The sequence below is a fragment of the Synechococcus sp. CCY9202 genome, assembly GCF_034931685.1.
Taxonomy (GTDB): domain Bacteria; phylum Cyanobacteriota; class Cyanobacteriia; order PCC-6307; family Cyanobiaceae; genus CBW1002.
The window spans coordinates 1-23,203 of sequence record NZ_JAYGID010000136.1 but is presented as its reverse complement, the minus strand read 5'-3'; the positions used below and the strand labels follow the sequence as shown (position 1 = coordinate 23,203).

33 protein-coding genes are annotated in these 23,203 nt (G+C 67.1%); 16 read left to right on the top strand and 17 right to left on the bottom strand.

The window, feature by feature from the left end; translation table 11 throughout:
* Positions 1-34 precede the first annotated feature (34 nt).
* Both VB777_RS16340 and VB777_RS16335 read left to right on the top strand, forming a co-directional pair.
* A complete protein-coding gene (locus VB777_RS16340) occupies positions 35-970 on the top strand; it encodes a zincin-like metallopeptidase domain-containing protein (RefSeq protein WP_323250266.1) in 936 nt (311 codons plus the stop codon).
* Between the two features lie 158 nt (positions 971-1,128).
* Positions 1,129-1,341: a hypothetical protein gene (locus VB777_RS16335; protein WP_157911048.1), complete on the top strand. Its 213-nt coding sequence runs from the start codon at positions 1,129-1,131 to the stop codon at positions 1,339-1,341.
* 47 nt (positions 1,342-1,388) lie between these two features.
* On the opposite strand, the gene VB777_RS16330 is transcribed toward VB777_RS16335, so the two are convergent.
* The 3 genes from VB777_RS16330 to VB777_RS16320 form a co-directional block, all read right to left on the bottom strand.
* Positions 1,389-1,880 (bottom strand): hypothetical protein, encoded by a 492-nt coding sequence (locus VB777_RS16330; RefSeq protein WP_323250264.1) that lies wholly within the window; start codon positions 1,878-1,880, stop codon positions 1,389-1,391.
* A 5-nt stretch (positions 1,881-1,885) separates the two neighbouring features.
* On the bottom strand, positions 1,886-2,335 hold the full coding sequence (locus tag VB777_RS16325) for a hypothetical protein (RefSeq protein WP_323250262.1): 450 nt from the start codon (positions 2,333-2,335) through the stop codon (positions 1,886-1,888).
* Positions 2,336-2,399: 64 nt separating this feature from the next.
* Positions 2,400-3,323: a major capsid protein gene (locus VB777_RS16320; protein ID WP_323250259.1), complete on the bottom strand. Its 924-nt coding sequence runs from the start codon at positions 3,321-3,323 to the stop codon at positions 2,400-2,402.
* A gap of 77 nt (positions 3,324-3,400) precedes the next feature.
* On the opposite strand from VB777_RS16320, the gene VB777_RS16315 reads away from it, so the two are divergent.
* From VB777_RS16315 to VB777_RS16300, 4 genes are all read left to right on the top strand, one after another.
* Positions 3,401-4,147 carry a C39 family peptidase gene (locus VB777_RS16315; protein WP_323250257.1) on the top strand — a complete coding sequence of 249 codons (747 nt, stop codon included), beginning with the start codon at positions 3,401-3,403 and terminating at the stop codon, positions 4,145-4,147.
* 17 nt (positions 4,148-4,164) lie between these two features.
* Entirely contained in the window at positions 4,165-4,422 is a 258-nt protein-coding gene (locus VB777_RS16310; protein WP_323250255.1) for a hypothetical protein, read from the top strand.
* A gap of 83 nt (positions 4,423-4,505) precedes the next feature.
* On the top strand, positions 4,506-4,826 hold the full coding sequence (locus tag VB777_RS16305; protein ID WP_323250253.1) for a hypothetical protein: 321 nt from the start codon (positions 4,506-4,508) through the stop codon (positions 4,824-4,826).
* A gap of 174 nt (positions 4,827-5,000) precedes the next feature.
* Positions 5,001-5,216, top strand: a complete 216-nt coding sequence (locus tag VB777_RS16300; protein WP_323250251.1) for a hypothetical protein — start codon at positions 5,001-5,003, stop codon at positions 5,214-5,216.
* A gap of 33 nt (positions 5,217-5,249) precedes the next feature.
* Here VB777_RS16300 and VB777_RS16295 read toward each other — a convergent pair whose 3' ends face one another.
* Together VB777_RS16295 and VB777_RS16290 are read right to left on the bottom strand one after the other, a co-directional pair.
* Complete coding sequence (locus VB777_RS16295; RefSeq protein WP_323250249.1) at positions 5,250-5,534, bottom strand: hypothetical protein; 285 nt, start codon at positions 5,532-5,534, stop codon at positions 5,250-5,252.
* Positions 5,535-5,539: 5 nt separating this feature from the next.
* Positions 5,540-6,406, bottom strand: a complete 867-nt coding sequence (locus tag VB777_RS16290) for a hypothetical protein (protein ID WP_323250247.1) — start codon at positions 6,404-6,406, stop codon at positions 5,540-5,542.
* A 195-nt stretch (positions 6,407-6,601) separates the two neighbouring features.
* Here VB777_RS16290 and VB777_RS16285 point away from each other — a divergent pair, with 195 nt between their 5' ends.
* Positions 6,602-6,886, top strand: coding sequence for a hypothetical protein (locus VB777_RS16285; protein ID WP_323250246.1), 285 nt, complete (start codon positions 6,602-6,604; stop codon positions 6,884-6,886).
* A 15-nt stretch (positions 6,887-6,901) separates the two neighbouring features.
* Here VB777_RS16285 and VB777_RS16280 read toward each other — a convergent pair whose 3' ends face one another.
* The 3 genes from VB777_RS16280 to VB777_RS16270 are packed head-to-tail and all read right to left on the bottom strand — an operon-like array spanning position 6,902 to position 9,447.
* Positions 6,902-7,501 (bottom strand): hypothetical protein, encoded by a 600-nt coding sequence (locus VB777_RS16280; protein WP_323250244.1) that lies wholly within the window; start codon positions 7,499-7,501, stop codon positions 6,902-6,904.
* A 30-nt stretch (positions 7,502-7,531) separates the two neighbouring features.
* Entirely contained in the window at positions 7,532-8,023 is a 492-nt protein-coding gene (locus VB777_RS16275; protein WP_323250242.1) for a hypothetical protein, read from the bottom strand.
* Entirely contained in the window at positions 8,020-9,447 is a 1,428-nt protein-coding gene (locus VB777_RS16270; RefSeq protein ID WP_323250240.1) for a DUF4055 domain-containing protein, read from the bottom strand. The genes VB777_RS16275 and VB777_RS16270 overlap by 4 nt, the downstream gene beginning before the upstream one ends.
* 304 nt (positions 9,448-9,751) lie before the next feature.
* On the opposite strand from VB777_RS16270, the gene VB777_RS16265 reads away from it, so the two are divergent.
* Together VB777_RS16265 and VB777_RS16260 are read left to right on the top strand one after the other, a co-directional pair.
* Positions 9,752-10,663: a hypothetical protein gene (locus VB777_RS16265; protein WP_323250238.1), complete on the top strand. Its 912-nt coding sequence runs from the start codon at positions 9,752-9,754 to the stop codon at positions 10,661-10,663.
* A gap of 112 nt (positions 10,664-10,775) precedes the next feature.
* A complete protein-coding gene (locus tag VB777_RS16260) occupies positions 10,776-11,309 on the top strand; it encodes a DUF6155 family protein (protein ID WP_323250236.1) in 534 nt (177 codons plus the stop codon).
* A gap of 31 nt (positions 11,310-11,340) precedes the next feature.
* On the opposite strand, the gene VB777_RS16255 is transcribed toward VB777_RS16260, so the two are convergent.
* The 8 genes from VB777_RS16255 to VB777_RS16220 all read right to left on the bottom strand — a co-directional run bounded on the left by VB777_RS16255 (position 11,341) and on the right by VB777_RS16220 (position 18,677).
* The gene (locus tag VB777_RS16255; protein ID WP_323250234.1) at positions 11,341-11,874 is read right to left on the bottom strand and encodes a sigma-70 family RNA polymerase sigma factor; all 534 of its coding nucleotides are present in this window, start codon (positions 11,872-11,874) and stop codon (positions 11,341-11,343) included.
* A gap of 22 nt (positions 11,875-11,896) precedes the next feature.
* A complete protein-coding gene (gene terL, locus VB777_RS16250) occupies positions 11,897-13,564 on the bottom strand; it encodes a phage terminase large subunit (RefSeq protein ID WP_323250232.1) in 1,668 nt (555 codons plus the stop codon).
* Positions 13,564-14,112 carry a hypothetical protein gene (locus tag VB777_RS16245; RefSeq protein WP_323250230.1) on the bottom strand — a complete coding sequence of 183 codons (549 nt, stop codon included), beginning with the start codon at positions 14,110-14,112 and terminating at the stop codon, positions 13,564-13,566. Before VB777_RS16245 ends, terL begins: the two co-directional genes overlap by 1 nt.
* Positions 14,109-14,468, bottom strand: coding sequence for a hypothetical protein (locus VB777_RS16240; protein WP_323250228.1), 360 nt, complete (start codon positions 14,466-14,468; stop codon positions 14,109-14,111). The genes VB777_RS16245 and VB777_RS16240 overlap by 4 nt, the downstream gene beginning before the upstream one ends.
* A gap of 3 nt (positions 14,469-14,471) precedes the next feature.
* Positions 14,472-14,819, bottom strand: coding sequence for a hypothetical protein (locus tag VB777_RS16235; protein WP_323250226.1), 348 nt, complete (start codon positions 14,817-14,819; stop codon positions 14,472-14,474).
* Positions 14,820-14,916: 97 nt separating this feature from the next.
* Positions 14,917-15,609 carry a hypothetical protein gene (locus tag VB777_RS16230; RefSeq protein ID WP_323250224.1) on the bottom strand — a complete coding sequence of 231 codons (693 nt, stop codon included), beginning with the start codon at positions 15,607-15,609 and terminating at the stop codon, positions 14,917-14,919.
* A gap of 379 nt (positions 15,610-15,988) precedes the next feature.
* Positions 15,989-18,514, bottom strand: coding sequence for an AAA family ATPase (locus tag VB777_RS16225; RefSeq protein ID WP_323250222.1), 2,526 nt, complete (start codon positions 18,512-18,514; stop codon positions 15,989-15,991).
* Positions 18,501-18,677 carry a hypothetical protein gene (locus VB777_RS16220; RefSeq protein ID WP_231597000.1) on the bottom strand — a complete coding sequence of 59 codons (177 nt, stop codon included), beginning with the start codon at positions 18,675-18,677 and terminating at the stop codon, positions 18,501-18,503. Before VB777_RS16220 ends, VB777_RS16225 begins: the two co-directional genes overlap by 14 nt.
* 88 nt (positions 18,678-18,765) lie before the next feature.
* Between VB777_RS16220 and VB777_RS16215 the strand changes: the two genes are divergently transcribed.
* The 7 genes from VB777_RS16215 to VB777_RS16185 all read left to right on the top strand — a co-directional run bounded on the left by VB777_RS16215 (position 18,766) and on the right by VB777_RS16185 (position 22,433).
* A complete protein-coding gene (locus VB777_RS16215) occupies positions 18,766-19,116 on the top strand; it encodes a DUF2786 domain-containing protein (RefSeq protein WP_323250220.1) in 351 nt (116 codons plus the stop codon).
* Positions 19,062-19,616: a hypothetical protein gene (locus VB777_RS16210; RefSeq protein ID WP_323250218.1), complete on the top strand. Its 555-nt coding sequence runs from the start codon at positions 19,062-19,064 to the stop codon at positions 19,614-19,616. The genes VB777_RS16215 and VB777_RS16210 overlap by 55 nt, the downstream gene beginning before the upstream one ends.
* A gap of 74 nt (positions 19,617-19,690) precedes the next feature.
* On the top strand, positions 19,691-20,374 hold the full coding sequence (locus tag VB777_RS16205) for a helix-turn-helix transcriptional regulator (protein WP_323250216.1): 684 nt from the start codon (positions 19,691-19,693) through the stop codon (positions 20,372-20,374).
* Positions 20,375-20,500: 126 nt separating this feature from the next.
* Positions 20,501-21,265 (top strand): hypothetical protein, encoded by a 765-nt coding sequence (locus VB777_RS16200; RefSeq protein WP_323250214.1) that lies wholly within the window; start codon positions 20,501-20,503, stop codon positions 21,263-21,265.
* On the top strand, positions 21,262-21,546 hold the full coding sequence (locus VB777_RS16195) for a hypothetical protein (protein WP_323250213.1): 285 nt from the start codon (positions 21,262-21,264) through the stop codon (positions 21,544-21,546). Before VB777_RS16200 ends, VB777_RS16195 begins: the two co-directional genes overlap by 4 nt.
* Positions 21,539-21,790, top strand: a complete 252-nt coding sequence (locus VB777_RS16190) for a hypothetical protein (protein ID WP_323250211.1) — start codon at positions 21,539-21,541, stop codon at positions 21,788-21,790. Before VB777_RS16195 ends, VB777_RS16190 begins: the two co-directional genes overlap by 8 nt.
* Positions 21,780-22,433 carry a hypothetical protein gene (locus tag VB777_RS16185; protein WP_323250209.1) on the top strand — a complete coding sequence of 218 codons (654 nt, stop codon included), beginning with the start codon at positions 21,780-21,782 and terminating at the stop codon, positions 22,431-22,433. Before VB777_RS16190 ends, VB777_RS16185 begins: the two co-directional genes overlap by 11 nt.
* A gap of 171 nt (positions 22,434-22,604) precedes the next feature.
* Here the strand turns inward: VB777_RS16185 and VB777_RS16180 are convergent, their stop codons facing one another.
* The gene (locus VB777_RS16180) at positions 22,605-22,802 is read right to left on the bottom strand and encodes a hypothetical protein (RefSeq protein ID WP_323250207.1); all 198 of its coding nucleotides are present in this window, start codon (positions 22,800-22,802) and stop codon (positions 22,605-22,607) included.
* Positions 22,803-23,203: the final 401 nt, after the last annotated feature.

The window sequence follows — 23,203 nt, the reverse complement described above, 5'->3', positions numbered from 1 at the left end:
TGCTGCTGCCAAGGTCTCGCCTGAGGAGAAGCTGGTGGCCTCCCTGGTCGCCCTGCTGGAGGCCGGCACCACCCCCTGGCGGCGCGAGTGGGATGTCGCCTCGGGGGGCCACCACGTGAATCTGCTCTCCGGCCGCCGCTACCGCGGCGCCAATCCAGCACTGCTCACCCTGGGCATGCACCTGCGGGGGGCAGCCCTGCCCTACTGGTGTGGTTTTGCTGAGGCCAAGGCCCTGGGAATCTTCCCCCGCAAGGGCAGCAAAGCGGTGCATGTGCTGCGGCCCCAGGTGCATCAGCTGGGCGAAGGCTTGCTGGCGGAGTCGGGTTCAGCTGCTGAGGGTGGCCAAGGATCAGCTTCCGCCGATGGCCAGCCGTCGGTTCAGGCTGGCCGCAGTTGGGTCAGCTACCGGCCGGTGGCACTCTTCAATGCTGCCGATCTGGAAGGCGAGGCCCTGGAGGCGCTAATCCAGAAGCGCCGCCAGGCCGAAGGGGCCGTGCTGCGGTCCGAGCCGGAGCGGCTGGGGGCAGCAGATGCCGTGCTCAGCAGCTGGCCGGTGCCCGTGAGCTTCGCGGGTGATCGGGCCTGCTACCTGCCGGTGCCCGATCGCATCCAGCTCCCTGATCGCACCGCCTTCCACTCGGCCGGAGCCCTCTATGCCTCCTGGGCCCATGAGGTGATCCATTCCACAGGCCACAGCTCCCGTCTAGCCCGTGATCTCTCCGGCGGCATGGGAGAAGGAGGCGATGGCGGCCGGGCCTATGCCCGCGAGGAGCTGGTGGCCGAGCTGGGCGCCGTGCTCCTCGGCGATCGCCTCGAAATCGGCAGTGCCATGGCCAATCACGCCGCCTATCTGTGCCACTGGGTCGAGCTTCTGCGTGAGTCACCGCGGGTGCTGTTGCAGGTGCTCAGTGATGCCCGCAAGGCTGCCGATCTGGTCTGCCCGGAAGCACCTGCGGCGGATGGGGGTTGAGCCTGCTGCTGATGGGCAGGCCTTGGGCTCTGGCGATCACGCCACCCGGCCTGCCCCGGCTTGCGCACCGCGCAAGGGCTGACGCGAGTCGCTGCGCGACCCTTGCGCGGCGCTGGCGGCGCCGGGGCTCAACGGCGGTGTCGTTCGCCAGCCCAGCCATGGCCGCCACTCCCCTCAGCCGCTCCTGCCCGATCCGCATCATCTCGGTGCATCTCCTCGATGCCGCCGGCCAGCTGCTGCGGGTGCTCTTCCTCGATCGCGAGGGCCACATCAGCGCCAAGCCGCACTACGTGCCTCGCGAGCAGGCCCTGATCCTGGCTGCCAATCAGCAGCGGGTGCTCGGTCCCCAGGCCGAGGTGCGGGTGCTCTGAGCTCCCGAGGCCGGAGGCCCTCCGCCTCCGGCTTTCAAGCCAACAGCTCAGGTCATCAGGTCGTCCATCAGCGCATCCGGCAGGGGTGCCGCAGCGGCCAGGGCCTCGGCCTCGCCGATCAGGGCGCTCTTTGTGAGGCTGGCATCGAGCAGCACGCCGTACTCGCTGGAGCAGTGCTCGATGATCTCGGCCTTGGTCATCGCCGCAAAGTCCGGCATGGCTACGGCTGGATCGAGCACATCAGCTTCGATCGTTGTGGAGGCCTCGGGCTCCTCGTTGCTCTCGGGTGCGTCAGGGAAGCGGTCTGCCGGCTGGCTCTCCGGCCCTGGATCCTCGGGATCGGGCTCCTCCGGTTCCATCGGTGGCTCCGGCTCTGGTTCAGCAGGCAGCACCGCTGCGGAGCCAACGCTCCAGCCCAGCGCCTGCCAGCCGCTAGCGTGCACGGCCCACACGTAGATCTCCTGCTCGTCCTTGTGCAGCAGCACCCAGCCGGTGCGGGGATCGATCGGGGTGGCGCTGCTGATGGTTGTGCTCGTCATGGCGCTCAGGCGGGGACGGTGGCGGTCAGGCCCACATGCAGATCCGCCGGCGTGGAGGGGGTCACCACCGCCTTGGCGAAACAGATGCAGGGCCACTGCACCCGCGCCTGATCGGCGGCGGTGATGTTGATGTCACGGCCGCTCAGGTAGGCCTCCACCCGCCCGCCTTCTGCCGGCAGCGACACCTTCACGGCACTCACGAAACTGCCAGTGGCGCCATCGATCAGCAGCGGTGCCAGCTGCAGATCCACCGTGATCGCCGCGGTGTGGTGGGAATGGCTGGCCACCAGCGTGAACCGCACCGCCGCATCGAGCTTGGTGGTCAGCCGCACCACCTCACCGCTCACGAACCGTTTGGGAGCAGGCCTCAGGGCGCCGTGGGCGATCACACCCGCCAGGGTGGTTTCGGCATCGATCAGGGGGTTGCCGCGGTGCGGCTGGGCAATGGAGGGCATGATGAGGCTCCAGGGATCGGAATCAGAAGGGGTGGCTCAGCGGGTGGGGCTCAAGGTGGGCTGATCAGGGTGCGGCCAGCAGCGGCGGCGTGATCCCATGCAGCCGCCCGGCGGCCCTGGGGTGGAGCACGGCAAAGCCCACGTACCAATCCACCCGCGTGCGGAACACCGGTGCATCCGGCACCTCGCCCAGATCCCGCACCGAGATGCCGTAGCGGCCCTGGAACGGTCCCTGCAGCCCGGTCACTCCCTGATCGCCCAGCGCCAGGCAGTAGATCGAGCTGGTGCCGCCGGCCTCGCCGTAGCCCAGTACCTCCCGGCCTTGGGCATCGCGATCCACCGTCAGGATCTCGCAGTCCTGATATCGGTGCACCGTCATCCCCAGGGCGTTGGTTTCCGCCACGTAGGAGCAGCAGTTGCTGCTGCGAGCCAGGGCATTGAGCTGGCGGCGCATCGCGCGGCCCATCAGCAGCACCTTGGGCCGGCCCATGCCGTCCACCGCGTCGATCAGCTCATCGAGCAGGTCAAAGCCCAGGGGCTGGTTGCCGTTGTCGATCGCCATCGCATCACCCGCCGGCAGGCGCTTGGCCAGGCCGTCAAACGCCCGTGCATCCGCGGCGGCATCGCCGTTCACGATCGTCGCCTCCAGGGTGAGGCGCATCGAGCGGATCTTCATTTCGATCTGGCTGGCGCGGGCCTCCGGGCCCATCAGGTCCACGATCGAGCGGTCCACATCCACATCCCCACCAAAGAGATGCACGGCCTCGGCCCGCTGGTCGATCACGCCGTAGCTCTGGCTGTAGCCCTCGTTCACGGCGCGGAAGCCCACCGCCGGCAGCTCCTGCTCGGCGGCATAGAAGAGGCCGCTGCCGTTGATGTTCAGAAACGGCAGCCTTGCCAGCAGTTCACCCTCCGAGAAGGTCTTGAGCACGGCGAGGTGCTCGAGGCGGGTTTCGTACTTGGCCGCCTCGATCAGGGTGAGGCCCATGGGTGAGGTGGGGCTGGGCCCCATGCAGGTCACGGGCTATTGCCGAGGCGGCAACAGCAGAGGACTGCCCTGCTGCCATGACCATCACCGCTGCCTCGGCCACCTCTGCTGCTCAGGCACCGTTCAGCGCGGAGCGCTGGCGTCAGTTCTGGGACCACTGGCAGGCCCAGCCGCAGCAATGCGACGGCATCGAGCAGTTGCGCCAGGCGGTCATGGCCGCCGATCCACAGGTCCTCACCGAGGCCGCCCCCTGGCGGCAGACCTTCTCCTCCGCTCCACCGGCACCGCCGGCTCCGGTTCATGCCAACCCACTGCCGGTGGCCTGGGAGAACCAGAACGACAACGCCTCAGGCACCGGCTACCGCGAGTGCTTCTCCAGCAGCTGCGCCATGCTCGCCCGCTACTGGGGCAAGGTCAGCAGCGACGACGCTTACAACCTGATCCGCGCCCGCTACGGCGACACCACCTCCGCCGAGGCCCAGCTGGCGGCCTTGCGCTCGCTCGGGCTGACGGCGAACTTCGTCACCAACGGTGATCGGCCGATGCTGGAGGCCGAGATCCAGGCCGGCCGTCCTGTTGCTGTCGGCTGGCTGCATCACGGTCCCGCCACGGCCCCCACAGGCGGCGGCCACTGGAGCGTGGTGATCGGTTTCACCGAGACGGTCGCCATCCACCACGACCCCAACGGTGAGGCCGACCTGGTGCCGGGCGGCTACACCGCCAACACCAATGGGGCAGGGCAGCACTACAGCTGGACGAACTGGCTGCCGCGCTGGGAAGCCGACGGGCCTGCCACCGGCTGGTTGCTCACCTGCCAACCCTGACCCCAAGGAGCAGGGCCATGGCGGATCCAGGGGGCTTTGATCGCGAGCGCTTCCTGCTGCGGGCCGTGGCGGGGGTGTTCATGGCCCAGTTCGCGCTCTATGCCGCCGGCTTGGGCGGCTGCTTCTGGCTTGGCCTGCAGCAACGGCCTGGTCCGGCCTGCAGCCGCTACGCCCAGAACCTGCAGCAGACGTTTGAAACGGCGCTCGGCACCTCCCTGGCCCTGCTCGGCGGCAGCAGCCTGGCCACTGGTCGCCGCAAGGATCCCGATCCCTGAGGCGGCTTGCTCCGGCCCTCTCCAGTCTGGGGCCCTCCTGCCGTCGGGCCCCCGCTGGGATCGGTCCCGTCGCTGCGCCACCCTTGGCTCTGCTGTCTGCCCGCTCACCGTTCTGCTCACCCGAGAACGATCCGTTCCTGCTGCTCGAATCCACCCTGCGGTCGATCGAGCAGATCCTGCGCCGTAACCAGGGGCTGCCGCTGCGCCGCACCTGGATCGAGCAGCCCTATGGAGAAGAAGAGATCACCCTCCTGGAGGAGGAGGTGATCCCGGCGATCCAGCAATGCCTGGCCCGCCTTGATGAGCTCGATCAGCGCCTGCTGGCCCAGCAGGAGCTGCTGCACCGCTGCCACCTCGAGGCCGAGCGCGAGGCACTCTCACGGCTGCGGCTGCAGATGGCTTGAGGCGCTGAGCCGCACACGGCCATGGGGTCGGCGAGGAATCACCAGCACGGCCCCGAAGCGCAGGGCTGCGCCCTGCTCGCCACGCCCTGGCAAGGGCTGACGCGAGTCGGCTGCGCCGACCCTTGCCAGGGCGTGGGGTCCGGGGCAATCGGGCGGGTGTTCCTCGCCGACCCCATGGCCTCCTCTGCTCCCCTCGCCTGCCCCATCCGCCAGCTGGTGCTGCACCGCTATCCCGCTGGCCTCAAGGTCGCCGGCGCCGAGCGCGTCACGGTCTTCTATGGCCGCCGCGGTCGCCCCGTCAAAAAGCCCCGCTACATCCCGATGGAGCTGGCCCACCAGCTCGCCCGCAAGCTGGCTGCCAAGCACCTCGGCACCGTCTCGGTGCTCTGAGGCGGCGGCCTTCTGGCCCGGCGCTGCCGGGCCTCAAAGCCAGCGGCGGTAGCGGCTGCGCTGCCGTCTGGCGGCGGCTTGCTCAGCTCTGCTGCCGAACTGGGGGCTGGTGCCATTCCGGCGCCGCCGCACCCACACGCCCTGACGGATAAGGCGGCGATCGGCCCCATTGGCCTGCTGCACCGACACCAGGCTGCCGTAGCCCGCTTGCTGCTGGGCCGTGGCACGGCGGCGGGCCTGGCCGGCGTTAGCTGCCGGCACCACGGTGGCGGTGGTGCGGCGGCTCCAGAAGGCCAGGTAGTAACGCCAGCTCGCCACTGCGATCAGCGGCGGGGGCTGCGGCTGCTGGTCGCAAAGCCCGCCCGGTAGAGCTCCGCAGCACTCATCGCTTGGGGGTTGAGCACTTCCCCGAATCCCCCAGCGGATGCAGCGGCTGCCGGCAGGGCACCCGCCGTCCCCATCGCCCCACGCTGCTGAAACAGGAAGCCATACACCGGATGAATCCGCAGCTGATCGAGGAACTCCGCGGTCGTCATCGGCCGGCCGTCGTCGCCCAGCAGCGGCTGGCCCTGGCCATCGAGCGGTTCGAGCACATCGCTGCCGTCCTTGCTGGTGCTGAGGCGAAAGCTCTCGCCCAGCTGCCCCTTGAACACATCAAAGAAGGTGCCCCGTCCATCACCGCCGGTGCGGCCCTCCGCTTCTGAGAAGGCGCGCTCCAGCAGCCGCTCCTTGCGCAGGGCCAGCACCTGGGCCTGGGCGCCATCGCGTTCGGCCGCCACCGCCGCCACCTTCTTGGCAGAGGCTTCTTCCATCTGCCGCTCGCGCAGCTCCACCTGCTGCTCCAGCAGTTGCTTCTGCCGTTCCGCCTCCTGCAGGCGGGCGTATTCCTCCGGGTTGATCTCCGAGAAGCGGGTCAGCTGCTGGCGCAGGCCGCGCAGTTCCTTCTCCAGCTGGTTGCTGCGGCGGCGTTCGGCCTTGAGGGCCTCGCTCAGGCCATCGCTGCCCTGGCCGCTGCCGGAATCCGCCTCGAGCGAGGCACTGCGATCAGCAGCGGTTGTGGTCGGGGCAGCTCCGTCGCTGCTGAGGGGCTGCTCAGCGGCCTCAGCTCCTGGGGCATCGAGGGGATCGTTGCTGCTGCTGATGGTGGTGCTGGTGGCTGTGCTGCTGCTGGGGGTGGTTGCGTTGGCCATGACCCGTCTCGGCTGTCAGTGGATCGGCAGCCCATCGCGGCGCTGCCACCTGCTGTTGCCGACCAGCCCTTGCTTCGCCGAAAACTGCTCCGCTGCGGCCCCCTTCAGTCTGGCTACGGGCGTCAAGGCTGAAACAAGCGCCCCGGCTTGTGGACGTTGGCTCCGCTGCGCTCCGCATCGGCCGGTGGGTCGGCCTTGACTCCCTCCGCCAGCCCTCCGGCGTCCTCCGCTGCGCTCACCGTGGCCCCTTCTTTTTCCAGCTGGTCGTTCTGCGATCTCGATGATTGGTGCACAGTCCTGCAGAACCAGTTCCCCGGCAATCACTATTTCCTGCCTCTGCTCCAGGCCGAGCTGGATCGGCGGTTGGCTGCCATGCCCCTCCAGCCCGCTGATCCAGAGCTTGAGGCCCTCGTGGCGGCGGCCGAGCGCTCCTGGTCTCCACAGCAATCCCCGCTCGAACCCTTCGATTGGCTGGCCTGAGCCAGCGCCGCCCGCTCAGCTGCGGCGAGCGGGCGGCCGGTTCGGTTTGAGAGTGCCAAAGATCCGCTCACCGATCAGCGGCTGCACCAACGCACCGATGCCGCCAGATCCGTAGCTGGCGCCGAACTCCAGGCCATGAAAGGCGGTGTGCTGGGCGTAGGGATCCACATCCGCATCACCGGCGGCGTTGAGCAGCGCCAGATCCCCCAGCCAGATCAGTCCCTCGCAGGGCGCCACCACGGTTTTGCTGAGCGCACCTCGCGGTGCGACGCTGCCGCCAGCGGCTACCCGCCGGCCGTGCTGCTGCCACACCAGCGCACTGCTCAGCCAGATCGCCCCTGGGTTGGGCGGCAGCCGGGCGGCGCGGCAGAGGTAGCCGTTGTAGGTGAAGTCACCGGTGTCCACGCCGGGGCCGTTCTCCTTGGCGGAGATGTAATTGGCCCGCGCGAGAAAGCACTCGAGCACGTGGCTGGCCACCACCGCAGAGGTGGTGTCGCCGGGGATGGCGTTTTCCGCCAGCAGCAGACGGGCATTGGCAAAGGGCTGCAGGGGGGTGGCTCCCCAGGCAGCGGTGTTGCCCCTGTGCTGGCCGCTCGAGAAGCGGCGGGGGCTCACTATCGCTTGCGACCGCCAGGACGTCATCGCTCAGCCCCGCAGCATGGCGGCCGTGCCCATCGAGCCTGCAGCGGCAGTGGTGAAGGCCACCCAGCTGGCCAGCTCCGGCAGCAGGAGCAACAGCTGCTCGCCGTTGCGCCGCCGTTGGCTGAGCAGGGCAGCAGCCTCGGAGCGGGGGTTGGCATAAACGGTCTCCCGTTCCTGCCGCAGCAGGCTGGTGTCGTAGGCGATCACATCCGCTTTCTGCAGCGGTGCATCGCCGGCGGCGGCCACCGAGCCGGCGATGGGTCCGGAGCTGCTCTGCTTCTCGATCGCCTGCTCCTGGTCGGGGCCGGCCGCCAGCAGCTGCTGATCGATCAGCGCCACCGCATCGAGCAACGCCCGCGCGCTCAGCACCCCGGCCGGATGGTGGCGCTCCAGCGTCGCCATCGCCCGGCTGATCGCATCCAGACAGGGCACGGTGGCGGGCAGGGCCAGGGCCTGGCGGATCGCCTCGGGGTCGCTCGGTTGCCAGCTGGTCATGCAGAAGCCGGGGCGACGCCGGCCAGATCCCCCAGCCATTGCCGCAGGGCCACGTCGCTGACGATGCCCCGCTCGTGCAGCTGCAGCATCTCCGTCACCGTGGGCTGGGGCTTGGGCGCTGGTGCCAGCGGGCTGATCTCCACCAGCAGCGCGGGGCCCTCCTGCACGGGAAGCGGTTCACCGGTGATGGCGCACCAGTGCTGCAGCAGCGAGGAGAACATCGAGGCCTTCTGGATCGCCTGGCTCTGCAGCAGCGCATAGGCCTGCGAGGCTGCCATCGAGATTTCGGTTGCTGTGCGCGGTGCCCCCTGGGCGGCGGCCGGAATCAATGCATCGCGGCGCATGCCCTGATCGAGCGATTCCAGCCAGGCGCGGTGCTCCGCCAGGGAGCGGGCCTGGATCTCCACGAACTGGAAGCTGGCACCCTCCGGTAGATCCAGCACCGTGTTCGGCCCCAGCACCACCGGCTCCTGCTGAGAGGCTCCGTTGCCGCTGCCCATCGCTCCGGTGACCCCGGTGCGCACCCCCACCGGCAGGGCTGTGCGGTAGAGCAGCTCCTGGTAATCGCTCTGGCAGCGGAAGTGGTTGAGGTACTGATGGGCCAGGCCCAGATGCGGCAGCTCGCCGTCTCCAAAGGCCGCGCCATGGCTGGCATACCAGATGGCGGGCAGCTGGCGGATGCCGCGGTAGTGGCGCTGCTCGAGCCGTTGCCGCCGCCAGCCGCTGGGGGCCTGGGGATCCGCCACCAGGGTTTCGGTGGTGAGGTCCATGCCCACTCCGCCTGGACCGTCGGCAACCAATGACGCCGTCAGGTACTGCCAGGGGTGAGGCGGCGGCTCCTGCATGGAGGCGTTCTCCCCATCGGCGAGCAGGCCATCGGCCCGCCGCTCACGCCAGGTGATCGCATCCGGGAGCGCATGGTTGCCGGGCAGGTGCCAGTGCAGCACGTTGCGGCGCTCCAGCAGCAGCAGCCGCGGCAACGACAGCCGATCACCGTTGCGCAGGGCCTGCTGCCGGTCTCCCTCGCTGGGCCATTGGTGGTGCGGTGGGATCACCCCCACCAGGGCAGCACCGTCCCGCAGCACCAGCAGATCGGCGGCCTCCAGGAACACCCCCAGGTCGGTGCCGCAGCCATCCACATCGCTGATCACCGCCTGCAGGGAAGCCGGAAGCTCGCGCCAGTGGCTGGAGGCCAGCATCCCCGCGAAGGTGCGCAGCGCATCGCGAAAGAAGCCTGAGGGCAGGGCTGCCTCCACCCGCCGCCGGTAAGCGCTCTCGGGCTCCCGTTCACCCCGGGGCAAGTAGTGCTCCCGCCGCCCGGCCAGCAGCTGCCAGCAGTCCTGCACCAGCTCCAGTTGCGGCAGCAGCGCCGCCAGGGAGGGATGCAGCGGCCAAGGCAGCGGACCGTCGACGGATGCAGGCAACCGGGGATCAGCAGCACTGCCAGCTATTGCCGGTGCAACGCCCCGCGATCAGTCAATGCGCCTGGAAGCAACGCGGTCTGCGTCTAGGCCAGCAGCAGGGATCAGGATGGTTCAGACCCGCAAACCGCACCTACGGTGGGTCACAAGGTCAGCGCAGATCCACTGCCATGACAGGCAGCCAAATCCACACAGCTGATGCCTTGAGATTGGTTCTCGGAAAACAATCGGCTTGCCGGACTGGTTCTCGGAATCGCTGAAGAAAAGTTATACATACCCCAACCCCTAACCTCGCTCATCTTAAACGATGTCTGATGAATTACGCCAAAAGGCCAGATCAATTGCTGAAAATATTTCAAGACAAGATCCAAGTCGGATACGGCAAGCTAATGCCTATGCACTTGAACAGGTTGCTGATGAATTTCGGCGATTCAAAGAAGGATTTGATTCTGGGGACTGCTATCTGTGCGGACGGCCTCTTGCAACCTTCAGCGAAAAGAATATATGTCTTCACTGGCTGCTTAAGCCAAAGGGTTTCAAGAAGAAGCACTTTCCCCCACTTGGGTTGACTTACGGATTTTTCAGGATGCAGAGCTATCTCCGATGGGTTGCCAGCCAGGAGGGATTCGCGAAAAACATTAATGACATGCAAGACGAGGCAACTGATAACAGAATATCTGAGGTCACGATCTGTTATCGTCATTTAGAATGGTCATTCTCATGCAGAGAAAGCGACTATCTAGGACACCCCAGCACACAACATGGCAGACATCAGCATTTTCATTTTCAGATGCGTGTAGGCGGGAAGCAATTTATCAACTATTCTGACTTTCACGTGCCCTTCTCTGAGGAAGATATCATCAAGATCGAATCCATTCGGACCTTCCCAGAGGCTTTTACTCATGAATTTCCATTCGGCTGGGGAATGGAGGACGCGTTAAGCGAGGAGATATTGCCCGAGATTATTAAATCCGCAACACTACGAACCGACGACAATGATCCCAGTGTGTTCAGCATTAGTTCATTCGTGCAAGCAGAAGAAGGACACCTCATCAGTGGTGATGATATTGCGGACCTGATAGAAGAGGCAAAGACCAAGAAAGTGGCATTGTCTAGCCTTCTGCATAAACTGCCAAACGCGAGGGCTCAGATTATCGTATCTCCAGACTCAGACGTTGTAAACAAAGCTCCACGGAGCCGAAGAAAGACGGATGTATAACATCAAGATACAGAAGACGGGAGCGTAATCTGGATTCGATGCCTAGATTTCAGCCCGCTTCTGATCTTGGCGTTAAGCACCCAGATTCCCAACTCCCTGACTGGCACTAGGAATGTCCAAGCTGTCGTGGTCAACCGTTAAATCTGCTGCTTCCGAGCTGAGCCAGAAAGAGCTGCTCAGCCTGGTCGGTGAGCTTTATCGCCTCTCCAAGGACAATCAATCCTTCCTCCATGCCCGCTTCGCGGACAAAGATGCTGCGATGGAGGATTGCAAGACGCTCGTCTCTGAATGTCTATATCCGGATGTGCAGCGCGATCGCCCGCTGCAGGTCGCCAAGGCCAAAAAGGCTGTTGCCGATTTCTGCAAGGCGGTTGCTGATCCAGCCGCCCATGCCGACCTTATGCTCTTCTTCGTGGAGCAGGGCAATGCCTTCACGCTGGAATATGGCGACATCGATGCGGGCTTCTACAGCGCCTTGGTGGCCATGGCACGCCGCGCCGCCGAGGTGATCCGCAGCCTGCCCGTCAACCTGCAGGAGCCCTTCAGGGAGCGGCTGGGAGAGGTCGTGCGCTCATCCTCAGGTATCGGCTGGGGCTATCACGACGACCTCACGGACATCTACGCCGCCGCGTTCCCTGATCGGTGATCGGCGCTGAGGCGTGCTTGTGCGGAGCTGCTTACTCCTGCTCTGAATCCGCATCACGCACAGCCATCGCCACCACCCGCACGCTGCAGGCCTGGCTGATTTCCCGCCAGCGCTCCAGCGTGATGCCCAGCCGTTCCAGCACCACCTCCAGCGGCTGACCCTCCCGCAGCAGCTTCTGCCCCCGCACATGCAGTTCCCGCCAGCGGCCCGGCACCGAGATCGCAAAACCCTTGTCGCGCAGGTAGTGGGTGATCTCACCGTTCACAAACGGCCTGGCGTAGGCGATGAAGTGGTTGGGGCTGCAGCCCGGCCGCTGCATGTCGTAGCGGCGTGAGGCCTTGATCAGCCCGATCGCCGCCAGCTGCTCCAGGTCTTCCCTGGGATGGCCGGTGCGGCGCGCGTAGTTGGCCGCCACCCTGGCGGCAAAGGACAGGTGCTGCACCACCAGAGCATCAGCCGCGGCATGGGGTGAGCAAGGGCGCGGGCCAGCTCGACGGCCTGGCGTTGCAGGGCGCGCACTGGCCTGCTGCGGCCGGGGGCGGTGGGCTGGCGGTGGGGTGCTCATCAGGTGCGGGATGGTTGCGGGGTCAGCGGGAGAACAGCAGCGGCCGGGGCGTGGCCTTGCCCTGGCTGCGCCAGTGCTGGTTCTGCAGCCAGATCACGCCCTGGCAGAAGGCATCCACCAGGTCGTCGTGGGCGCCGTTAGGGAACCCCAGCAGCTCGCTGATCAGCGCCTCGTTGCCGCTGCAGAAGGCCAGCTGGCCGGCCTCCAGCAAGGGAGCCACCGCATGGGCACGGCTGACCTTGCTCCCCTGGGGCCGCACGGCAATCAGGCCCGGGATCTGGCGGCGCAGCAGCTGACACACGGCCGGGCCATTGGCCGCGTCCTCAATCAGCACCGCATGGGGCAACAGCGCCGGCCCCAGCGACGTGAGGGTCTGGCTGAGGAAGTGCACCACGCCCGGCAGATCGAGGCGGTGCTGCTGACTCCAGAGCACCTCGATCCGGTGGCTGCTGGGGTCCTGTTGAGAGGCGGAGGCCTGGGCTGGCAGGGCAGGCATGGGGGCAACCGGTGGGCGTACCCGCGCGGCGCTGCGGTGCAGCTGCTCACCGCGGGCCAGCGCCTGGGCAACCGGATGACGGGCCTCGGGCTCCGCCAGCAGGCCCAGCAGGCAGAAGCCGCAGTAGTCGTTCTCCTGCCCGCCCTTGAAACTCAGGTCGCAACTGAGCACCACAGCGGCACAGGGCCTTGGCTGGGCTCGTGTGTCTTGGTGGTCGTTGCTGGTGGTCGCTGCGGGGCGGATCCACTCGCGCCGGAACAGCAGGCCCTCTGCCGGTGAGGGCCGCTGCTGATAGAGCGCATTCCACCAGTAGCTGCCGGCGCGGATGCGGATCTGCTCCAGCTCCGCCAGCGGGAAGCGCTCCGGGCAGAGCGGCTCACCGGGCTGGCGCCAGTCCTGCTCGATCGAGCAGGTGGCGGGGAACGGGATCTGTTGCCGGACGGGTTCGGCCAGCGCCGGCAGGTTGACCACATGCCAGTGCTGCGGGGCGGCGCCGGCTTCCTGCTCCAGCAGCCAGCCGATCAGATCGTCCTGATGCCAGCGGGTCAGCACCACCACCTGGGCGGCGGAGCCATGACTCGCAGCGGCCCCGGGTTCAGCGCGGGTCAGCCACACCGACTGGAACCACTCGATCAGCTTCTGGCGCTGCGCCGCCGAGTTGGCATCCTCCGGGCCCTTGTAGGGGTCATCGATGATCCCCAGCGCATAGCCCTTGCCCGTGAAGGGGCCGCGCACCCCGGCGGCGATGCAGCCGCCGCGCTCGGGGGTGAGCCAGTTGCCTACTGCTGTGGAGTCTGGCGAGAGGGAGTGACCGACCGCGCGGTAGTAATGCCGCGCCTCACGGCTATGGGCATAGGCCAGCTCGGCCGAATAGGAGGCGATCGCGCAGAAGCGCGTTGAGTAGCGACTCACCCAGTAGGCCGGAAACAGCTTGGAGACCAGCAGCGATTTGCCGAGCCGCGGCGGGCAGCAGACGATCAGGCGGTTGAGCTCCCCATCAGCCACCCGCTGCAGCAGGCCGATCAGCCGCTCGGCCCAGGTGTGGAAGGCGTAGCAGGGATAAGCGGCCACGATGAAATCCCGGAAGGCCTGAACGTCTTGATGACCAGGCTGCTGCCGTTGGGCATCCGGCACCCCCAGTAGGCCGGCATCTCCCCACAGGTCGGTGGCCGGATCCAGCAGCAGCCCAGCCATCAGCTTTTCGCCTCCGGCGGTTTGATCGGCGCCCGCAGCAACCCACCGATCTCGGCGATCACCCGGAAGGCACCCACCGCGGCGTTGAACTGGCCCGCATCCATCGCCCGCCTGGCGCAGTCATTCAGCGCAAAGATCTGCTCGGCCTGGTGGCGGCGGCGGTCAGAGATCAGCTCCTCCACCATTCGCTGCCGCGCTAGGGCCAGGTAGCGGCTGATTGTTTTGATGTTGGTGATTCCCCAGTTCTGGGCTGCTTTTTCCCTGATCTGTGCCAACGGCAGCCGCTGGGCGATCCACAGCTGCGCCTCGGCGATGCGGGTCTCCACCTCCATATGGGTGGCGCGGGGTTTATGGGTCTGGCTGCGGCGCCCCCGCGGCGGGTTGCCCTTGCCCACCGGCCGGCTGGGGTCTGCAGCCGGCCAGACGGGCTGGCCATCGGCGTCCTGCTGGGGTGGCGCCTGCCGCAGCTCCTCCAGCAACGCCTGATCGGCATCTGGGGTCTGGGCTTCGCCGCTGCCGACAGACTTGGCTGGGGCACGGCGGCTCACAGCAATCCCTCCCGCAGGATCAGCCGCACGTAGGCGGCCCACTGCTCGGGGGTGAGCACCACCCGCCAGGTGCCGCCGCGGAAGCGCACCAAGGTCGCCGCGAACCCCGCAGCGGCGTGCTCGGCCTGCAGGGCGGCCTCCTCTGGCTTGAGACGGGCCGCCGCGGCGGTGTTGGCCCAGCTGGCCACCTGGATCACGTGGGCCGGCACGCCATCGAGATCGCCGGTGTCACCGCCGGCCGTGGTGGTACGGCCGGCGCCGAGCTTGCGGCGCACCACCAGGCCCAACAGATCGCTCAGCAGCTGGGCCGCTTCTCGCTCGGCCGCATCCCCCTTGCGCTTCTGGGGATTGGCCATCGTTCAGCTCCGGCCCGGCTTGATCGTCCAGAACGCCTTGCCGTGCTTCTCCGTGGCGGCGCCAGTGGCGACCGCCAGCCGCTGGGCCTCCTTGAGGGCCTGCTCCTGCTGTTGCAGCGGCTCGGGGTAGGCGTAGCTGGTGCGCCCGGCCGACCAGCAGAAGCTGCAGCCGTTGTGGGAGAAGGAGGCATCCAGCTCGCCGGCCTCAAGGGCCCCACTGAGCTGCTCCAGCAGCAGGCAGAGCTCGGCTTCGATGCTTTTTTGCTGCAGCTTGAGGACCGTGATGCGATCGAGCAGCGCGTCGAGGGCGGCGCCAGCCATTGGGGAAGAGCTGGCGGTGGTGGCAGCCATCAGCAGAGCCAGCAAGGAGCGAAGAGGCGCAGGCAAGAAGCCCCCGCAACAAATCATAGCGGCTCGATAGTCCGAACAGATGAGTTCGGACAGTGCATCACCAGGGCCGAAACCTGCTCACGTAGCCCGCCCAGGCCGCTGCCCAGGCCGCCAGGCATTCCTCGCGGGAATACAGCGGCGAGAGGCGGGTCTCCCCCGGCCGGGCCCAGATTGTTTGGCCGGCGTCGTACTCCACGCCCCAGGTCGCTTCCAGGGCCATGTAGCCCCCGAGTTGGGCGCGGGTGCAGTAGCTGCCAGAGCCGGGCCGCGAGAGGGTCTTGAGGTCGGCGAGCACCCGCAGGCCGCTGGCGTGCTGGATGTAGCCGGTGTCGTACGTGCCGGCCAGGTTGCGGATCAGGCAGCAGGTGGGCCGCTCGGAGGCGATCACCGTCACCTGCTGCCAGTGGGGGTGGGCCAGCAGCGGCTCGATCCAATCGCGGTAGTAGCCAGACCGCAGGTGCTGCAGCTGCTGGCTGGCCTGCTGGCGTTGCTGGGGCAGGGGATGGAAGCGGCTGTGCAGCAGCGCCTCCAGCGCCAGGTGCACGGTGTGGCCCCGCGGCTCCCAGACGTGGCGGGTGGCCTCGATACGGGCCATCGCCCAGTCGCTCTTGGTTGAGCCGACCACGCCGGTGACCGACACCGCGAACAGATGCTCCCCCAGCCAGTAGCAGTGCTCTGGATCCGTGCGCCGCAGGCCTGGAATCGGTCTGAGCCAGGGTCCGGCAGCGATGGTGAGTGGGCTGGTTGGCATGTGCTGCACCATCAACAGAGCCTCACGTGAAGCACTAAAAACTTGTGATTCTTTAGAACCCGTTGCGGCGCAATGGATCTGAGAGGATCCACGACGAGTGAAACTTTGTGATTCTTGTGGGACCCTTGCGGCGCAACGGTTCCACAAGTTTCCAGATCGTTTCCACCTGCTACGAGGCGTGAGAACGTCTGCGCTGGAGTGGGTTTCAAGGTTTCCGAAGTTTCCAGCCCTCTTGTGCGCTGGAGAAATAGGGCAACAGCGCCGCTGAGGGGCAGGCAGGACCCCAAAGAATCACAGATTTCCGGGTTGTTTCCAGCTGCCATCAAGCGCCGGAACGCCTGCCCTGGAAGGGCTCCACAAGAATCCGAAGTTTCCATACCTAGAGTTCGAACTCACGTGCCAGCCATTCCACGCCGGCTGCACTGAGGCCATAGCGCAGGTAGTAGCTCTGGCTGCCGGTTGAGACGCGCGTGGTTGTCACCAAGCCGTCGAGCTTCCCGAGAAACCGACCGAGGGTTTTGTAGGCGCTCAGGGCCTGAGCCTCGAGATCTCTCATCAGCCGTGCTTCCGCCGGCGCCAGGTCAATGGCCTGCAGCAGCTCCAGCAGGCCCACCCCGGCCAGACCGTTGGTGTGCAGGGCCTGCAGATAACGCAGGGCCTCCTTCTGCTTCTCGCTGGCCTTGCGCACCCGCTGGGCGGCGCGATCGAGATCGCTCTCCTGCTCCTGCTTCTCCTGCAGGTCGTCGTAGGTGCCCAGCCGGGCAAAGGACCCGGTGTTGCCGTCGATCGCCACCACCAGATCCGCGGGTGGGCCGGAGCGGGCCTCGCGCACCAGGCGGCGCTGGGGTGAATCCTTGATCAGCCGGTTGCCCTTGGCCAGGTAGTGCAGGGTCAGGATCGTGTTGGCGGCCCCGGCGATGGCGTTGTGGCCCGAGAGGGCCTCGGTGCCGGTGGTGTCGTTGGCCTTGTTGCAGTGGTGGATCAGCAGCAGCGTGCCGCCGGCATCGGTGATCTGGTGCTTGAGGTCGTAGATCAGCGACCCCATCTCCGGATCGTTCTCCCCGAAACAGCAGCTGCGGGTGATCGAGCGCAGCGAGTCGAGGATCACCACCGCTCCAGGGTGGGCGGCTAGGCAGGCCAGCAGGGCATCGAGGTTGGCCTCGGTGGCGCGAAAGCGGCGCGACCAGAGCAGCAACGGGTGATCCCAGATCCCCAGCTGCTGCAGCATCTGGGCGGTGTCGCCGTCGCCCTGGTCATCGGTCACCAGGATCACCGGCCGCGGTTCCTCCGGCGCCCCGAAGCCCAGAAAGTCCTCGGCGCAGAGCAGGCAGCGGGCGAGGGCATGCACCAGCCGCGTCTTGCCCACCTTGGCCCGGCCGCCCACGATCGAGAGGTCGCGGCGCGGAACGCAGCCGGGGATTTCCCACTGCACCACGGGTTGCGGCATCGACAGGCGCTCGGTCTGATCGAGACCGCGGAAGCGGTTGCCGTTGCGCTGGTCGTGGGCCTCGAGGATCAGCTGGCCGATCTCCTGGAGCCGCAAGGCTGTTTTCAGTTGCAGGGCGGCATGGGCCTCGCGCACGCGGGCCGAGCGGCGCAGGCTGTTGCGCTCTCGCCCCACCAGGGATCGGATGCAGTGCTCCAAGGCATTGAGGCGGCGGTTGATCGGTAGGTGCACCTTTCCCCAGCGCACCCGGGTGTCGGGTCTGGGGGAGAAACGCTGCGGGCCAGGCCCGGAACTCTTGGTGCCCCTGGCATTGCTGCTGGTGCGGTCGCTGCTCTTGCCACCGGGATGGCGCCCGCCGGTGTCGCCCTGGCTGCGGCGGCTGCCTGTGGCCTGTGCCCCAAGAGGCCTGGGGGTGTGCTGGTCGATGTTGATGGGGGGCTCCGGCGGCAGCCAGCCGTGCTGACGAGCGTGGAACCAGAAGGTGGCGGCGCTGATCTGCTCGCCGCCCGAGCTGGCCACCTGGCGGATGTCCCAGCCGCAGCTGGCCGATGGGCTGTGGGCCTCCATCAGGGCGATCGCCAGCTCCCGGTCGTGGCCGACCTGCTGGCAGGCCTGGATCAGTCCCCAGAGGAGATTGCGGTAGTCGGCGTAGGTGTTGCTGCCGGCCACGCGCCTGGGGATGGCAGCCAGGGCGGTGCGGATCTGCTCCAGCGGCCGTGGCGGCCCGAAGTCCTCGTCGCCCAGCTCGGGCAGTGGAATCCCAGTGCCTGGGCCGTCGTTGGGCTGCTGCAGGGGAATCGCTGGTTGCGGTGCGGTGCCGGCAGCTGGTGCGGCGAACTCATCGGGCAGCAGCGCCAGGGCGAGGTCCTCCGTCACGTAGCGCTGGTCGCTCACGTGCACCAGCTCCACCAGAGCGGTGGGCTCACCGGCGGCATCCACGTACCAGCAGCCCGGCAGCCGCATCACCCGCGAGGCGTCCTTGCAATGGGGATCGCCACCGGCATAGGCGATCAGCTCCGCCTGCAGCGGCGCCCACTCCTGCGGCGGAATGGGCTGCTCCAGCAGCCAGTAGCAGTGGGCTGACTTCCCGCCGCTGAGCACGATCAGCGAGGGCTCGGGCAGCCCCAGCTCTCGCCAGGCATTCAGCTGCCAGGCTATCGGCCGGTCGTCCCACTCCACAAAGAACGCCCGGCAGGCCGTGATCTCGCTCTTGCGGTCGCCGCCGTCGTTGATCACCAGGTAGATGCCGCGGCCTTCCCGCTGCCACTGCTCCGCCACCGCCAGATCGAAGGGCCCTTTACGGGCACCGATCACCGCCTTGGCTGGGTTGGCGCGATGGGGGAAGGCGCGCAGCCGGGCGCTGGCCGGGTTCTTGCCCAGCAGGGAGAGGAACTGCTTGGCGGCAGCGCGGTCGATGCAGGCCTGAGTGGGACTGGTGGCCGCTTCAGCGCTGGCCATGTTGTCCCTGACGCTTACGGGGGCTGCTGGCCAGCTCGTCGCGTTCCATGGCCTCGGCCACGATCAGGCGGATCACCGAGGAACGCGAGAGCACACCGCCGCGGGTGCGCGCATCCAGCCAGTCCCGCTGCTCAAGCGTGAACTGCACGGAGAGCGGGGTCATCATCGAGGACATGGGAACCTCGGCATGTCGAATCAGCTTATTCATGCTGGCACAGGCTCGCTAAGCTGATCCGGTTGACGAATGGGGCATGGTCGACAGCGCAGCGGCGGATCGGGCAGCGGAGAAGGTCCGCAAGCTGGTGGCCATGAGCGCCTCACCCCACCTGGAGGAGGCGCGCACCAGCGCTTTCCTGGCCTGTCGCCTGATCCGCGAGCACGGCCTGCAGGTCAGCGGGCACCCTCCCTATGCAGCGTCCGCGCCAGGAGTGCCGACGGCAGGGGTGCCCCACAGGCAGCCCACAGCCGACCCCCATGGCTTTCGCCGCATCCGCGTGCGCCATCCCGGCCGCTGCCTGTGCTGCGGCAACCCGATCGCCCCGGGGGAGTGGGCGCTCTGGTGCCGTGGCAATGGCTTGCGTCACCCGCTCTGCGCCACCTGAGCCGTTGCTGCGCCGCCGAGATCCAGCAGGCCTTGCTGGCGCTACTGACGGGGGAGGCCTTCCTGGCGGATCGGCCCTGGAGTGAGATCTGGTGGGGGCGGATGCGGCTCGATCTGGCCAGCGGCTGGCAGCTGGAGATCGCGATCGAGCGTGACCAGCTCGGCGCCCTGCATTGGGCGCAGGCGCCCGACGGCCGTGACTGGGTCTACGGCTGCCAACGCGACGACTGGACCCTTGGCCCGGACAGCCGCATCGTCGAGCCCGTGGCGTTGCTGGAGCCGGAGCAACGCCAGCAGCTGGAGCAGCTGCTGCGCGAGGCCATCTGCTGGCCAGCGCCGGTGGTCCCCGGCGGTTGGGTGGTGCCGATGGGGGATGTGCAGACATCCCGTCACTACCGGCGGAGAGGGCGCCGCCCGGTCCATAGCCCAGTCACCAGGGCTTATCGGGGCACCTCAGGCCGAGCGTCCAAGACAGGGTCGCCAGCGCCCACACCGCTCTGAAACAGGCACGTCAGCGGTTCATGGTCATGAATGGGATGTCTTAGCCTTTCGCTAATGGCCAGATCGCAGTCCTGATGAGCTCTGAGTACCGGTACATCGAGGCCAAGCAGCTCGAAGCCGGTCAGGAGTTCGGGCGCATGCTCAGGCGCTGGCGGGAGCTCAACAACTGGACCCAGTACACCGCCTACAAGTGGGCCAAGGAGGCCGGCTTTGAGGTGATGGCGCCCAGCACCTTGAGCGTGTTCGAAAACGGCAAGGCGCCCAAGCCAAGGCCGGAGAGCTTCTTTGCCCTCGCCGAGGTCAACCGCCGGCTGGCCGCCAAAGACTTCAGCGGCGTGCGCACCAGAGCCCTCAAGGATCTGATCAGTCAGGCCAAACCCTTGATGGATGACGCGGAGCGGGTGTGGGGGCCGGCGGAGTTCTGGAGCTGTCACCTCGGCCTGTTGCCAGTGCCGAGCGCCTACCAGGCGCCTGCCGTTCCGGTCCAGCCCGAGGTCGATGCCGCAGAAGCCGAAAAGCTGAGTGAGCAGTGGCGCGGTCAGCTGGCGCAGACCGCCAAGCAGCACGGCATCGGCGTGATGGAGGCCCTGGGTTCCGCCGCCAAGGTGGCGCCAGCCAAGCAGCGGCAGGCCTTTCAGGCGATGCTGGCCGGCTTTGAGCCGTATTCCGCCGAGCAGCTGCAGGGCATGTGGGACGGAGAAGCGTGGTTGCCGCAGCGCTGGCTGGAGGAGTGGTCCACCAAGACGGGCGCCAGCTGAGGCAGACACGAACACCTCCCGGACAGGTTCGGAGTACGCCATGTCTTGCGTTGCGCAAGATACAGATTCGGATTAGCGAGCCGCTAATATCCAGGCCAAGCGGGCGCCGGTCCCGCAGTGCCTTCGATGACCACCACCCCCTGCGGGCGGATGGAGCCGACGCCAGGTCCCACCGCCACCTTTGATCTCAACCAGGCCCTGTTGCAGAGCCGCGAACAGGCCCGCGCCCAGTGGGCCGAGGGTCTGGCCCAGTTCCAGTCCCAGATGGCCGCCATCGCCGAAACCTCCATGCAGGAGGTCGTTCAGGCGGCGGCGCCGGCCTTTGCCCTGGGCTTTTCCTTCTCGGCCCAGAAGCTGATCAACGAGGAGCACGAGGTGCTGCGGGTGACCCTGCGGCACCGCGGCGGCGCCGAGGAGTTCAGCGAAGCCCAGGCACCCCAGGAGGGCAGTGCGGCCTGGCATGCGCTCACCGCCTCCCTGTTGGCGGGCCTGCTGGGCATTCCTTTGGGCAGCGCCCCTCGGACTATCGAGCCGATACAGCCGCAGCCGTCGGTGGCGGGCGCCGGCACTGAGGCCGCTGCCTCCGCTGCCGCCGCCGCCCCCGCTGCGGACGACCCTGGCGCCGCAGACGACGAATGGGACAGCGGCGCTCCGGATATGCCCGAAGCCAGCGACTCCGGCCTGGAGCCCCTGACCGACGAGGAGATCGCCACCCTGCACAAGTTCCTCGGGGCGATGCCTCAGGAGGCGCGCAAGCGGTTCACGATCGAGTTCCGCCACCACTTCCAGGTGCCCAGGGAGGTGCGGACGATCAAGGACCGCATCACCCAGCGGCGCCACAAGGACTTCATCGACGTGTTCGAGCGCGAGCTGGCGGGGGGGCAGTCATGACTGGTTCGGCTACTCCCTCTGTGGCAACTGGCTTTTGCCGTCGTCGCTGGCTGCTGCAACACCGTGGCGATGGCCGCTATCTCGCCGACCTGGCGGAAGGGCGCGTTCTGTGGACCAGTAATCCCGAGCGGGCCTGGAGTTGCCTATGGCCCCAACGCGCTGCCCAGCTGGTGCGGCGTCTGGCAGACCGGCTGCCGCCGGCGGAACGCCTGCAGCTGGTGGAGGCGCGCTTCACGGTGCAGCCAAAGCCACGTTGCGCGAGCTGGCCTGGTCATGGCTGAGACCAGAGCTGCCAGCCGTCGCACCTATGCGCGACCCCAGCCGAGGTCACAGCACGGCCGCCACTACCTGTGCGTCTGCGTGCACAGCGATGTCTACCGGCAGGTGCGGCAGCTATCGGCCGAGCACCAGCTGAGTCTCTCCGGCGCCGCCCATCACCTGTTGCGGCTGGGCGCCGGCCTGGAGCCCCTGCTTCCCCTGTCCTCTTCCCCGTCCACTCTTTCGAGCAAGTCCCATGGCGATTGAACTCAACGACGGCAGCCGCATCGCGGCGCCGGTGATCCGTCAGCAGCGACTCGGTGAGGTGGCCTACCTGGCGATCGTGCGGCCCGAGCAGCGCGATCGTTTGCGCAAGAACCTCAGCAGCGGCGCGATGGAGCCGATCCCCAACGGCACCGACCGTCAGGGCCGGCCCAAGGTCAAGCAGGAGATGGTGGTCCATGCGATTGCCATGCCCGGCACGACGATGGAGGCCCGCATCGGTGATGAGGGCGGGGTACCGGCACCGGGGGATCGGGTGCGGCTGATCCTCAAGGCCAAGGGCTTTGGCGAGTGGATCGAGGCACGGCGCCAGCACCGCCGCGGCCGGCTGAACGTGGGAGATCTGCTGGTGCTGGAGACCCGCTGGGCCCAGCAGTACGACCAGGACGGCAACCCCAAGGGCCCCAAGATCGAAGACCAGGCCGCCGCCGACTCGGTGCCGCGCAACGTCACGATCGGCTTCTACGGCCCGCTGAGCATCCGCGAGGGGAGTGACCCGGCCTGGATCGAGGCAGCGGAGCAGGCCTACCGCTCGGATGAAGCCGCGGCCCGCCAGCAGCAGGCGATCCCGCTGGCGGATGGGGAGGACTACGGCGATGAGTTCGCCGATGAGGAGGTGCCGTTCTGAGCCATGGGGCCGAGTCCTGAAGCAGCAGAACCACTGTGACCTTCGGGACTTGGCACTGGATCGCTGTTATACCCGCCAGGGCCATCGTGACTGACTCATCAGATCGAGAGCACCGGCCAATGCTCAGGCTGGCTGATGTGGTGCTGGCCATCACTGAGCGGTATGACGCCGCTAAATCCTCAGGGATATGGCCACAGGAACCTGTTTGGAAATCACAATCTCGTCAACGAGCTGGTGCAACAGCGTCTGCATCTCCTCGTAGGTCGCCAGGTCATGCCAGCGCGGGTCAGCGACCTTCTGGGCGATCTCGACATCGACCCGGGGAATCTGCAGAACAGACTCCAGCCTGACTTTCTTGGCTGCGATCACATCGGCCAGATCGGGATCCCCAAGAGCTTGAAGGGAGGCGATCTGATGCCTGAGTTCAGAAGCCTCTGGCGGTTCGTCGTGGCTGACGGAAGCCGCCAAGGTCTGAGCTGCCCTGCTGGTGATCTCCTTGACCGCGTACTTGACGATCACTTCTTCCCGAGTGGAGCGGTAGAGCTGGCTGCAGCGGGTTCCTTTGCACTTGACGCTGGCAATCGTTCGACCGGCGACATAGGCCAGGCGGGTGCGGCCGCGTCCCTTTGCGTGGTGTAAAACCCGGGGCCCGAATGCCCTGATCAGAGGGTGAACAGGGTGGAATGACGGGCTGTCATTCCGGAGGTGCAGATGCGCCTCTTGCAGCCACGATGAATCGAGACGATTGACTTGTCAAGTCTTTCGTCTGA